The organism is Acidobacteriota bacterium, assembly GCA_003696075.1.
Lineage (GTDB): Bacteria > Acidobacteriota > Polarisedimenticolia > J045 > J045 > J045.
The window spans coordinates 1-11,844 of sequence record RFHH01000174.1 but is presented as its reverse complement, the minus strand read 5'-3'; the positions used below and the strand labels follow the sequence as shown (position 1 = coordinate 11,844).

Annotated in this window: 11 protein-coding genes; 9 read left to right on the top strand and 2 right to left on the bottom strand. The window is 71.7% G+C overall.

The features are described 5' to 3' along the window. The first annotated feature begins 230 nt into the window (after positions 1-230). From msrB to D6718_11585, 9 genes are all read left to right on the top strand, one after another. Positions 231-788: a peptide-methionine (R)-S-oxide reductase gene (msrB, locus tag D6718_11625; protein ID RMG43692.1), complete on the top strand. Its 558-nt coding sequence runs from the start codon at positions 231-233 to the stop codon at positions 786-788. A 502-nt stretch (positions 789-1,290) separates the two neighbouring features. Then, positions 1,291-2,280, top strand: coding sequence for a PqqD family protein (locus tag D6718_11620; protein RMG43691.1), 990 nt, complete (start codon positions 1,291-1,293; stop codon positions 2,278-2,280). Then, positions 2,186-2,887, top strand: a complete 702-nt coding sequence (locus D6718_11615; protein ID RMG43690.1) for a hypothetical protein — start codon at positions 2,186-2,188, stop codon at positions 2,885-2,887. The genes D6718_11620 and D6718_11615 overlap by 95 nt, the downstream gene beginning before the upstream one ends. Then, positions 2,845-3,780 carry a hypothetical protein gene (locus tag D6718_11610; protein ID RMG43689.1) on the top strand — a complete coding sequence of 312 codons (936 nt, stop codon included), beginning with the start codon at positions 2,845-2,847 and terminating at the stop codon, positions 3,778-3,780. Before D6718_11615 ends, D6718_11610 begins: the two co-directional genes overlap by 43 nt. Before the next feature lie 817 nt (positions 3,781-4,597). Next, positions 4,598-5,677 carry an exopolysaccharide biosynthesis polyprenyl glycosylphosphotransferase gene (locus D6718_11605; protein ID RMG43688.1) on the top strand — a complete coding sequence of 360 codons (1,080 nt, stop codon included), beginning with the start codon at positions 4,598-4,600 and terminating at the stop codon, positions 5,675-5,677. A 176-nt stretch (positions 5,678-5,853) separates the two neighbouring features. Beyond that, complete coding sequence (locus tag D6718_11600; GenBank protein ID RMG43687.1) at positions 5,854-6,423, top strand: hypothetical protein; 570 nt, start codon at positions 5,854-5,856, stop codon at positions 6,421-6,423. 16 nt (positions 6,424-6,439) lie between these two features. Next, a complete protein-coding gene (locus D6718_11595; protein ID RMG43686.1) occupies positions 6,440-7,942 on the top strand; it encodes a hypothetical protein in 1,503 nt (500 codons plus the stop codon). Between the two features lie 9 nt (positions 7,943-7,951). After that, positions 7,952-8,761, top strand: a complete 810-nt coding sequence (locus tag D6718_11590; protein RMG43685.1) for a polysaccharide biosynthesis tyrosine autokinase — start codon at positions 7,952-7,954, stop codon at positions 8,759-8,761. Between the two features lie 192 nt (positions 8,762-8,953). Further along, positions 8,954-10,039: a cysteine synthase family protein gene (locus D6718_11585; GenBank protein ID RMG43684.1), complete on the top strand. Its 1,086-nt coding sequence runs from the start codon at positions 8,954-8,956 to the stop codon at positions 10,037-10,039. Between the two features lie 22 nt (positions 10,040-10,061). Here the strand turns inward: D6718_11585 and msrA are convergent, their stop codons facing one another. Further along, on the bottom strand, positions 10,062-10,709 hold the full coding sequence (msrA, locus tag D6718_11580; protein ID RMG43683.1) for a peptide-methionine (S)-S-oxide reductase MsrA: 648 nt from the start codon (positions 10,707-10,709) through the stop codon (positions 10,062-10,064). Between the two features lie 46 nt (positions 10,710-10,755). Further along, the coding region (locus tag D6718_11575; protein RMG43682.1) for a hypothetical protein at positions 10,756-11,844 on the bottom strand (1,089 nt) is incomplete at its 5' end.

The following is an 11,844-nucleotide window of genomic DNA, read 5'->3' as shown; positions in this document are numbered from 1 at the left end:
GAGGGGCTCGGGGCTTCCGAATACGACGACCCGGACCGGCCCCCGGCGGGTGACGGCTTCTTCTACATCGTCAGGGGCGTCGATTCCGGCTGCGGTGGGCCCGGCGGCTGGGGGTCCGGCAGCGGCGGAGCCGACCGGTCGCCGGAGGGGTGCTCGCGCTGAGGCGACGGTTTGCCGTGGCCGCCGGCCTCCGCCAAGCTGGGTCGCGCACCTTCCTCGGAGACGACCGGATGAGCCGCCCGATCCAGACCTCGCTCGCTCTCTTCTCGACGGCCCTTGCGCTCGCCGGCGCGGGTCCCGGAGGACGACAGGCCATGAACGCGAAGCCCACCGAAGCCGAACTCCGGGCGAAGCTGACGCCCCTGCAGTACGAGGTGACGCAGAACGGAGCGACCGAGCCCCCGTTCCGCAACGCTTATTGGGACAATCACCGCCCCGGGATCTACGTGGACGTGGTGAGCGGTGAGCCTCTCTTCGCTTCGATACACAAGTTCGACTCGGGCACCGGCTGGCCGTCGTTCTGGAGGCCGCTCGTTCCGGAGAACGTGGTCACCCGCACCGACCGATCCTGGTTCGTCACGCGCACCGAGGTGCTCTCCAGACACGCTGGTTCCCACCTCGGCCACGTGTTCGAGGACGGTCCGCCGCCCACCGGGCTGCGCTACTGCATCAACTCGGCGGCTCTTCGGTTCGTCCCTGTCGAGCGGCTCGAGGAGGAGGGTTACGGAAGGTTCCTGCCGCTCTTCCGCGAGGGTGCGGCGGCGGACCGGGGATCGAACGGCCGGTGACCGCCGATCGATGATGAAGGTGGATCCCCGTTTGAGGAGCCCGGGAGCGGACAGCGCGGGCGCCCGGGTGGCGGAGGGGGTCCCGGCTTCGCCGCGCCGGAAGCGAGCCGGCGAGCGCCTGAGTCTCCGAGGAACCGCGCGGGAGCCGTCCCGATCTGGCCGGAGCGCGTCCGCCTACCGTTCTGCGGCGATCCCCGCTCGGTGCACGCCGGACCGGGAAGGAGCGCGGGTGCGCCACCGACTTCGCCGGCGCAGCGCACCATCGAGAGTGCACCTCCCATACCGCCTCACGCCCTCGGGCTGCGCCAAGCGCACGGGGCGAGAGGCCGCCCCAGTCGCCGCCGGGCGGGCGGCTCGGACTCTCGAGGGTGCCCGGAGGAACCGGGGCGCACCCTCGACGGTGCTCGATGCCTCGCGACTTTCTGGCCGATCGGCACTTTGTCTCGGCCCTGATCGGAGCGAGCCGTAGGAGGTGGCAACATCCGGGCGCCCCGCGGCTCGGATGCGAGAGCGAACCTTCGGGGGTGCCCTTCGCGCAGGATCGGGCGTGGACCTCGATGGCGCTCGACGCCGCTCGGCTCGACCGAGCCACACCCCGATGGTGGGAAGCGCCGCCCGACTCGCAGGAACCCCGGGATTTTCAGGGATCCCCGAGGCCACGATCGGCCGGTGGCCGCAACTTCCTAGAAATCAACGCGTTGGACCGGGTCCGCACCCTCGGGGATGGGCCTCGCTTCCCGGCGGCAAAGATCCCGCCGGATCGAGCTGGCATCGAGCCCGGCCCTGGCGAGGGGGTAGGCGCTCACGGGCGAAGATTTCGGCCCGCTCGAGCCGGCAGCGGTCCCTTCGAGACCAGATCCGCCGATCCCCCAACGACTTCGGCGGGAAGCGCACCACCGGCGGGCAGCTTTCGGGGGGCGCGTCCGGGTGCCGCCAGGGGAAGCTTCCGTCGCGCCCACCGCTCGGGGAGGCGCCGGAGATGCCGGCGGGCACCCGGTTCGGAAACGCTCCATCTTCTCCGAAGACGGCTCCCATGAAGGACGGGCGGCGCCGGGCGATCCGTCACTTCGGGTGGACCGCTGCCCCGGGGTCGGCGGCGTCCCGCGCCGGAGGCGCGCCGGGACGTTTGGCGATAATGAACCCTGGAAAGCCCGCGGCCGGCTCGGGGCGGTCGGCGGGGAGGCACGAACGGATGGATCGGAGGGAGGACGTGAAGGAGCGGAAGCCCAGGCGGCGGGACGATCTGGTCTGGAGGGAGGTGGACCGGGAGGTCGTGGTTCTCGACGAGACCGGAACCCTCCTGACCCGGCTCAACCCGACGGGGGCGTTCATCTGGCGATGCGCCGACGGCAACAGGACCGTGGAGCAGATCGCCCGCCTGCTGGCGGATCATTTCGATGTGTCCCCCGTGCGAGCGCTCGAGGATGTCGAGAGTTTCTGCCGGCAGCTCGAGGAGGCGGGACTCCTCGAGCCTCCGCCCCGCGACGACTGAGAGCGGGGCGCGTTCCGGGATGGGGTCTCGCACGAGCTCCGGCGGTTCGAACCGCGCCGCGGCGTCGGGGCTCGGCGAAGGCCTCATCTTCGCCATGCGCGCCGAACAGCTCGAGCGGGGGGGGACGATCGAGGGGCGGATCTCCTCGGGCAGCATGGCCCCGCTCCTCGAGCCCGGGGACCGGGTGGTGGTCCGGGGCCTGAGCGGCCGGCGGCCGGCGGCGGGCGATCTGGTGCTGTTCCGGAGCGAGGCCGGAGCGACGATTCACCGCGTGATCGGCTGGAGGCGGGTGGGCGGCCGCCGCCTTCTTCTCGAGCGGGGGGACGCCAACCCGCGCGCCGCCTACCTCGAACCGTCCGCCTGCCTCGGAAGGGTGGTGGCCATCGAGAAGGACGGCGCGCGGCTGAGCGTCGACGGTCCCGCGGGACGCGTCTGCCGTTGGATCTGGGCGGCGGCCTCGTGGCCGGGCGCTCACCTGCTCGCCCCCGGCGCGACGCCGCCCGCGAAAGCGGCCGAACTGTACCTGCGGGCCTACCGGTGGCTCTCCAGCCTCCTCACGAGGCTGTGGCGCGCGGCTTCCCCCGCGTGGAGGCAGGGCCGGCCGTGAGCGGTTCCCACGACACCGCCCGCGCGATCGCCGTCCGCCTGGGCCGGCGCGTGGTGTCCGTCAAGCTCACCGGTGCGGTGCCGCTCGAGATCTGGGAGCGGCGGGCCTCCCGGTTCAGGGTCGAGGGCGCAGCCCCGGACTACGAGATCGCCATCGTGGCTGACGACGGTGTCACGCTGGAGGCCCTCCGACGCGCGATCGCCGCGATGCAGGGTGCCGGGGCGGCGGCGAGAACTCCGGGCGGCCCCGTGGTCACGTCGGAGCCGGGGCGCCTGGCGATCCGTGCCCCGGCCCGGGCGTTCGCGGAGCCGAGGCCCGCCGGATGGCCGCGCATGATCAACTTCCTGCTGTGCGCGGCACACAACGCCGGCCTCGGCGGAGCAGAAGGCGCGCCCTCGTGGCTCGTCCACGGTTGCGGCGTGCGCCTGCCGGGGGGAGGAGCGGTGATCGTCACGGGGCCTTCGGGCGCGGGCAAGTCGACCTTCGGCCGGCTCGCCGCGCGGCTGGCGACGCTGCTCAACGACGAGGCGGTCCTGGTACGGGCCAGCGCGGGCGACGAGCTTCGCGTCGAGGGCACGCCTTTCATGGGCGACCTGCCAGCGGCTCCGGAGGGGGACGTGCTCCGCGCCGTGGCATGGCTCGAGCAAGGCCCGGAGGCGGAGGTCACCCCGTGGGACCCGCAGGAGGCCCTCCCGTGGCTCCTGACCCAGATCTTCCTTCCCGCTCCGCCTTTCCCCTCTGCGCCCCAGCTCCGGTCCGCGCAGGCGAGAAGGCTCGACGGGGCGCTCGCGCTCGTTTCGAGGACGAGGCTGTTCCGCGCGACGTTCGCCCCCACCGAGGAGGCGGTGTCCCGCGTCCTCGATCGCATTCAAGGGCACCGCGAAGGCCGGTAACTCGGGGCCGGCGGGGGCTCGAGCGGTTCGTAATCATCCATGATATTTCGAAATATATTGGAACCGTCTGGAGGTCGTCGGGTGAGGTCCCGGGTCCGCGTCGGCGTCCCGGAGCGGACGCGGGACGCGGCCGGGCAGGGGGCGGGGAGCGTTCGGCAAAATCGCAGGTTGCCGGAAGCCCGCTCTCCGCGTACGATTTCGCCGAGTCACGCAGGGGCGGGGTTTCGATTCCCGCCGGGGAAGACGCCAACGCGCGGACCGGCACGCCGGCGCGCAAGGGGTTGCGAAGTGACGAACAAGGAACGCTACGAAGTGCCGCGGCTGGAGCAGGTCGCGATCGATCCGGCGACTTTTGCCGGGGCCTACGGGGTCGAGCTGCCGTTGCCCGGGGGCAACCCGTTGCCGGACCGGTTGGTCATCGACCGGCGGAACCTGTAGCGGAATTCTGCCGCTCTCCCGGCCGCGTTCGCGGCCTTCACGCCCGTCAGCCTCGCAAGGACCGATCCTCGCGCGGGCGCGGTGTGCCCCTGCGGCCGGACAGTTCCGCTCGAGGTTTCGATCCGGGTGCAAAAAGGGCGGCTTTTTTTCTTCCACGACGTTGGAACTCGCCGTATACTGCGACCTGACGAGTTGAACCGAACGGGTTGGGCCGCGTCGGTCGATGGGTCACGCCGGCTCTGGAAGGGGGCCGGCGAAGACGGCAGGTGAGTGTGCCTTCGTGGTAGCGAGCCTGCGGCGGTCTTCCGAAACCCGCGTACCAAGCTGACCGGTCACCTCGTTCCCCGCCGGCATTCGGCCCCGAAATGAGGCGGAAACGATGAACCGTCGATCCCTGAGAGCACCTTCCGAAGCGAAGACTGTCCCCACCGCGGCTCCGAGGCGTCCCGGTGTCCGCCGCCCCCGGAGCGAGACGCTCCACCTCGTGCCGCCGGCGCCCCGCACGTCCTTTCCGGCCGCCTCCCCGGCGCCGGCAGACAAGAGGGCCGTGCTGATCGTCGGGCAGGGGCCCGCCGCCGTCCGCTGCGCCCACAACGTCATCTGGAACGCGGGACGCCGCTGGCGCCTGGCGGGGGTGGTGAGCCCGGACAAGCTCCGGGAGCTGATCGCCAGCGGAGCTCCGCTGCCGCGCCGCTGCGTGGTGGCGCTCGACGACCGCCGGGGGACGCTGCCGGTCGACGATCTCGTGGCGCTCCGGTTTCGCGGCGTGGAGGTGCAGGAAGCGGCCTCGTTCCTCGAGGAGATCACGGGCAAGCTGCCGTTGTCGATGATCCGCCCGGCCGACCTCGCCTTCGCTCCGGGCTTCCGGCTGCCCCGGTGGAAGCTGCGGCTGAAGCGGATCTGCGATCAGGTGCTCGCGTTTCTGCTCCTGATCGTCACCGCCCCGGTGCTCGCGGCGGCCGCGGCGGCGATCTGGCTCGAGTCGGGCGCACCGGTTCTCTTCAGGCAAAAGCGGCTGGGTCTGTACGGGCGTCCCTTCACGATGCTCAAGCTCCGCACCATGCGGCAGGACGCCGAAAAGAACGGACCGCAGTTCTCCAGCGCCGACGACGACCGCGTGACCAGGGTGGGCCGGTTCTTGAGGCGCACGCGGATCGACGAGCTTCCCCAGCTCTGGAACGTCCTGCGCGGCGAGATGTCGCTGGTGGGCCCCCGGCCGGAGCGTCCGGAGTTCGTCGAGGAGCTGGACGGGCTGATCCCCTACTTCACGCTGCGCACGACGGTTCGGCCGGGGATCACCGGCTGGGCGCAGGTCAACGAGGGGTACGCCTCGAGCCTGGACACCCTCCGCGAGAAGCTCGCCTACGATCTCTACTACATCAAGAACTTCAGCTTCCGCCTGGAGCTTCTGGTGCTCTTCCGGACGGTGGCCACGGTGATTTCGGGGCGAGGTGTCTGACAGCGGCCCGTGGCGCCGCCTCGCGGCCGCCTCCCCGCGGTGAGCGGGGCCGCCGGCGCCCGGCGGTGGACACCGGATTCCCGCGGCGATATACCGTTGATCCGGAGACTTCGGGCGTCACGACCAGCGGTTCCGCCCTTTTCCCGCGGGGAAGCCGGCGCGCCGGAGGAGGAACGATGAGACTCGGAGCGGTGATCGTCGTCGCGGCCGGCCTGATCACGGCGGTCCCGGCAGCCGGCCCCGACGAGGGCAGCAGCACAGCGCGCGCCGCCTACGAGGTCGGCGTCGAGGATGTCCTGCACGTCTCGGTCTGGGGGGAGCCGGCGATCGACCTGAGCGTTCCCGTCCGCCCCGACGGGAAGATCAGCCTGCCGCTCGTGAACGACATCGAGGCCGCCGGGCGCACGGTGGAGGAGATCCGCCAGGCGATCGCGGAGGAACTGGCGAGGTTCATCCGGGAACCCGCCGTCACGGTCGTGGTCGAGCAGATCAACAGCTTCCGCGTGTACATCCTGGGTGAGGTGAACAGCCAGGGCGTGTACACGTTCCGCAGGCCGACCCGCCTGCTCCAGGCGCTGGCCGCGGCCGGGGGACTCACGCGATTCTCCAAGCAGAAGGTGATCGTCGCCCGCGAAGCGTACGGCACGCCGCAGCTGCTCGAGATCGACTGCAGGAAGCTCCTGCGGGGCGAGGACATGAAGTCGAACATCTTCCTGATGCCGGGCGACACGGTGCTCGTCAACTGAAAGGCAGCCCGTACCGATGGAAGACGACAGCGGCCGGGTCATCGTCCTCTTCGAGATCCTGGACAGGGTCCGGGAGTCGTGGTGGACGGTGGTCGCAGCGGTCTGTCTCGGCCTCGCCGGCGGGAAGCTGGCCATGGACCGGCTTCCGAAGGTCTACGAGGCGTCCACGAAGTTCTTCGTAGCGCCCCAGCAGATCCCCGAGGAGTTCGTCCAGAGCACGGTGACCGAGGATCTGACGCTCCGCATCGCGGCGCTGCGCGAGGCCGTGCTCAGCCGCCCGTACCTGGAGCGCGTCATCGAGATCGCCTTCGGCGGACAGCCCGCCGACGAGGAGGCGCGCGAGCGGCTGATGAACGCCATCCGCGCGAACTTCCGGGTGGAGGTGAACAGCTTCAGCATCTCCCGGGGCAACTCGGCGGTCTACTTCGAGCTCACCTTCCGTGACTCCGACCCGGAACGGGCGGCGAAGGTGGTCAACACACTGGCCGACATGTACGTCGAGGAGAACAGCCGGTTCCGCACCCGCCGCGCCCGGGAGACGACCGAGACCCTCGAGGCGCTCGCGGCGCAGGTGGCCGAGCAGCTCCGGGCCAAGGAGCGGGAAATCGCCGAGTTCAAGGCGAAGCACCTCTACGACAGCGCCAGCCAGCTCGAGGCGAACCTCCGGATGCTCGAGGCCCGCCAGCGGGATCTCACCGACACGCGGCAGGCGATCGCGGCCGCCGAGGACCGCCTGCGCCTCCTCGAGCAGCAGAAAGCGGCAGGCGTGCCGGGGGATGTCGCCGAAAACCCGCAGCTCGCCCGGCTCGCGCAGCTCCAGCACGAACTCGACGAACTCCGGGCGAAATACCTCGACTCCCATCCGGCGGTCAAGGCGAAGCAACGGCAAATCGAGGAGTTCATGGAGGCGATGTCCTCGGCAGGGGAGGGCGCGCGCACCGATCCGAAGCGGTCGCTCTCCGCCAATCTCGACGCACAGATCGAGATGCAGCGGCGCGAGATCGCCCGCCTGCGCGAGGAGGAGCGCCGGATCCGGAACGACATCGCCGAGTACCGGCGCCGCATCGAGGCGAGCCCCCACACGGAACAACAGCTCGCGGAACTGATGAAGGGCTACGACGTGCTGCAGGCCCAGTACCGGGACTACCAGGCCAAGATCCAGGCGGCGCGCGGCTCCGAAATGGTCGAGCTGTCCCGGAAAGGCGAGCAGTTCGAGCGGATCGAGCGCGCGGTGCCACCCACCATTCCGGTCCAGCCGCGGCGCCTCGTCGTCTTCCCGGTGGCGCTGATCGCCGGCTTCGCCCTGTTCGTCGGTCCCATCGTCGTTTCCCAACTCTGGCGGCCCGTGGTGCGTTCCCAGGCGGGGCTCGAGACGATCCCCCTGCGCCGGCTCGCCAGCATTCCCCGCATTCCCACGCGCGAGGCGAGACGCCGGCGGCTGTGGCGGGCGCTGGCGAACGTCGCCCTCTCGGCTCTGTCGGCGGCCGCGCTGGCCTCTGCGATCGCCTTGGCTGGCTGAGGAGGAACCGTGACGGCCGGTGGCAGCGGAAGGGGTGCGGACCGCGGGTCGCCGACGCGCTACGCGATCGGCGCCGGGGTCGGGGCCCGTCCGAGGCGGCCGCGGCCGCGTATCACCCTCGCGCCGACCGAGGAGCTGGTCGTCGCCCGCGAGCCGAATTGCCCGGCGGCGGAGGCCTACCTGCGCCTCCGCTCGGCGCTCCTTCACGAAAGCGACGGCACGCCCCCTCGGGTGATCGTCGTGACCAGCGGCATGCCGCAGGAAGGCAAATCACTCACGGCGGTCAACCTCGCACTCGCGTTCGCTGCGTGCGGTGACGAGCGGGTCCTCCTGGTCGACGGAGATCTCAGGCGCGGCGGCCTGGCGAGGTTTCTCGAGCCGGCCCCGAGGGCCGGACTCCGCGAGCTGCTCGAGGGGAAGGTGCCGGAGGAGGAAGCGCTCCTCGAGGTCTCGGGGACGCGGCTCGCCGTGGTCCCCGCCGGGCGACCGGTCGCCAATCCGGTGGGGCTTCTCTCGTCAGGCCGGATGGCGGGCCTTCTGGCGGAGTGGCGGAGCCGGTTCCAGCGCGTCGTCGTCGATACGCCTCCCATCGTTCCCTTCGCGGACGCGGGGATCCTCGGGGAGCTGAGCGACGGCGTCCTGCTGGTCGCGCGCGCGGGCCGCACGCCGAAGGCGCTCATCGAGCAGGTGGTGGAGGAGGCCGGATCCGTCAAGCTCCTCGGGGTCGTCCTGAACGACTGGACGGGGAGCCTCGCCGACCGGCGGACCGGCTACGACAGCCGGTACTACTCGCGGTACTACGGGAAAGGCGGCCGGTGACCGCCGGGAAGGGCGCGGCGCCGCGGGGTGGCGTCCGGGCGCCGGCGGACACTCCCGGACCGGTGGCGGCCCGGCGGCCGGCGGCCCGGTCCCGCGCTTGACCCGGGTCAGGTCCGTCACCCCGGCCTCGGGACCCACAGCGGGCCGGAGGTCGCGTAGACTGACACCCTTTCCCGGGGAGCCCATCGTCCGATGCCGGATCCGGAACGCCTGAGACACCTCGAAGCGCTGCGCCACCTGGTGGGGAACACCCCGCTGCTGGCGATCGACTACTCCTTCGACGGACGCCGGGGCGTGATCTACGCCAAGGCCGAGACGTTCAACATGACCGGCAGCATCAAGGACCGCATGGCCCTCCACATCCTCAGGCAGGGCTACGCCCGCGGGCGCCTTCGCCCGGGTGCCCCGATCATCGAAGCCACCAGCGGCAACACCGGCATCGCGTTCGCCGGAATCGGCCGGGCGCTCGGCCATCCGGTGACGATCTTCATGCCCGATTGGATGAGCCGCGAGCGGATCGATCTCATCCGGAGCCTCGGCGCCACGATCCGCCTCGTCTCCCGCGAGGAGGGCGGGTTCCTCGGCAGCATCCGCCTCGCGGAGGAGGCGGCGGCGCGGACGCCGGGCGCGTTCCTGCCCCGCCAGTTCTCCAACGAGGACAATGTCGAAGCCCACGAGGTGTCCACCGGTCCCGAGATCTGGTGGCAGCTCCGCGCCCACGGCCTCGAGCCCGACGCCCTCGTGGCGGGAGTCGGGACCGGGGGGACGATCATGGGGGCCGGACGGTTCCTCCGTTCGAAGCGCCCGAGCGTCCGGCTGCACCCGCTGGAACCGGCCAACTCGCCGACGCTGTCCACCGGGTGCAAGGTCGGCAAACACCGGATCCAGGGCATCTCCGACGAGTTCATCCCGCCGATCGTCGACATGGACTTCCTGGACGACGTCGTCAGCGTCGACGACGGCGATGCGATCCTGATGGCGCAGAAGCTGGCGGCGCAGCTCGGCCTCGGTGTCGGGATCTCCTCCGGAGCGAACTTCCTGGGGGCGGTGAAGGTGGCGCGGGAGTCTCCCGGCGACGTGGTGGTGACCGTCTTCCCGGACAGCAACAAGAAGTACCTCAGCACCGACCTCCTCGGCGACGAGCCGGTGAAGGACGGATTCCTCGCTCCGCGGGTGGAGCTGCACGCGGTGGTCGCCTTCAAGCGTGTGTGCCGCACCTGCTGGGACGAACGCGAGGACGGGGCGGTCGAGAACGCGGTCCCCGGCGCGCTCCGCTGAGGCGCCGCAGGCGCGCAGCAGGCTAGGGCGTCTTCAGTCCCACGGGGCAGGCGACACCCGTTCCGCCGGCACCGCAGTAGCCGTCCGGATTCTTGGCCAGGTACTGCTGGTGGTAGGGCTCGGCGAAGTAAAAGCGCGGTGCGGGGAGGATCTCGGTGGTGATCGCCCCGTAGCCGCATTCCCTCAGGCGCGCCTGGTACAGCTCCCGCGAGCGTTCGGCCTCGGCCCGCTGGGTGTCGTCGAAGAAGAAGATCACCGATCGGTACTGCGTGCCGATGTCGCTGCCCTGCCGCATGCCCTGGGTGGGGTCGTGCCCTTCCCAGAAGATCCGAAGGAGTTCCCGGTAGGAAATCTCGGCGGGGTCGTAGATGACGCGCACCACCTCCGCGTGTCCCGTCAGGCCGGTGCAGACCTCTTCGTAGGTGGGATTCGGCGTGTAGCCCCCGGCAAATCCGACGGCGGTGCTCCGGACGCCCGGTGCGGTCCAGAAGCGGCGCTCGGCCCCCCAGAAGCAGCCCATCCCGAACATCGCCCGCTCGCATCCCTCGAACGGGCCCTCGAGCGGCGTTCCGAGGACCGCGTGCCGCTCCGGCACCGGCATCGGATCCTCGCGTCCCGGAAGGGCCTCCTCCGGGGTGGGCAGGCGCAGCTTGCGTTCGTCGATCGGCATCGGTCCGATTCTGGGACGCGCCTCGGGCCGGCGCCAGCGCCCGGGATCAAAGGCGGCGGTGGCCCGCGCGGTCGCCGTGGCGGACCACCCGCCCGAACCAGGACGCCACGGCAAGCCCCGCCTGGGCCGGCCGGTCGAGCGTGGCCGCGGCGAGGAGGAGCTGGACCGGGCGCACGCTCCAGCCGGCGACCAGAGCCGCCGGGTCCCGCGTCCGCAGGATCCGGGGGAGCCAGCGGGCGCGCAGGGAACCGCGGGCCGCGCGGGCGAGATCCTCGGGAAGCGTTCCGGGGAAGACCCGCTCGACGTGCGCGAGCGCCAGCCGGAGGGTGGTGCACATCCCCCACGCCCGCGCGCGGCGCTCCAGGTCCGCCCAGGGCTGCGGCTCGCGCGAGGCCAGGCGGGCGATGTCGATGAGCCACGAGAGCCTCGGCTGGAAGTAGTGGTAACCGAGGTGGAGCGCCTGATGGAGGAACAGGTCGGCGGCCGCGGGCGCGCGGGCGTCGACGCCGCCGAACCGGACGGGCCGGGAGCGCGCCAGCATTCCCTCGATGTCGGGCGTATGGCGGCCCGTCTGCGCGATCGACCAGTGGATCTCGACCTTCGCCCCCTGGTCCTCCGCCGAGGTCACCGGGACGTTGAAGTAAACCTCCCTCCAGAACCCCACCGTCTCCGCCTCCGGCACGCTGAGCCCGGCGCGCCGCAGGACGTCGAGCGCGGGCCCGAGGGCGTCCGGGGCGACGAGCACGTCGACGTCGGACATCTCGCGCTCGGCGGGGTCGTCGTAGGCGAGCGCCGCCACGGCCGCCCCCTTGAGCAGGAGGAGCGGTACCCCCGCCTCCGCGAGGGCGCCGGCCACCGCGCGCAGCGCCCGCTCCAACCGCACGCGGGCCGACTGGGCGCGCAGGACGTCCCGGCGCAGCTCGCGGGCGGCCTCGGGGGGAAGGGTGGCGAGCGCGCCCGCCCCCTCGAGGACGCGCGCCAGGCGCACCGAGACCCGGTGGCGCCGCGCGAGCCGGATCGCCGCCAAGGCGATGGCGGGGTCGGCGACCCCGGGCGGCCGGGGCGCTGCGGGATGCACCGCGGCGCTCCGGCGGGCGAGAGCGTCTCGCTCGGCGGGCAACGGGTCGTCCTCCGG

What these genes read in the sequence shown, in the direction of transcription:
- D6718_11595 (RMG43686.1), top strand. Translation starts at nt 6,440, where the DNA reads ATGGAAGACGACAGCGGCCGGGTCATCGTCCTCTTCGAGATCCTGGAC.
- D6718_11615 (RMG43690.1), top strand. Translation starts at nt 2,186, where the DNA reads ATGTGTCCCCCGTGCGAGCGCTCGAGGATGTCGAGAGTTTCTGCCGGC.
- msrB (RMG43692.1), top strand. Translation starts at nt 231, where the DNA reads ATGAGCCGCCCGATCCAGACCTCGCTCGCTCTCTTCTCGACGGCCCTT.
- D6718_11585 (RMG43684.1), top strand. Translation starts at nt 8,954, where the DNA reads ATGCCGGATCCGGAACGCCTGAGACACCTCGAAGCGCTGCGCCACCTG.
- D6718_11620 (RMG43691.1), top strand. Translation starts at nt 1,291, where the DNA reads ATGCGAGAGCGAACCTTCGGGGGTGCCCTTCGCGCAGGATCGGGCGTG.
- D6718_11600 (RMG43687.1), top strand. Translation starts at nt 5,854, where the DNA reads ATGAGACTCGGAGCGGTGATCGTCGTCGCGGCCGGCCTGATCACGGCG.
- msrA (RMG43683.1), bottom strand. Translation starts at nt 10,709, where the DNA reads ATGCCGATCGACGAACGCAAGCTGCGCCTGCCCACCCCGGAGGAGGCC.
- D6718_11605 (RMG43688.1), top strand. Translation starts at nt 4,598, where the DNA reads ATGAACCGTCGATCCCTGAGAGCACCTTCCGAAGCGAAGACTGTCCCC.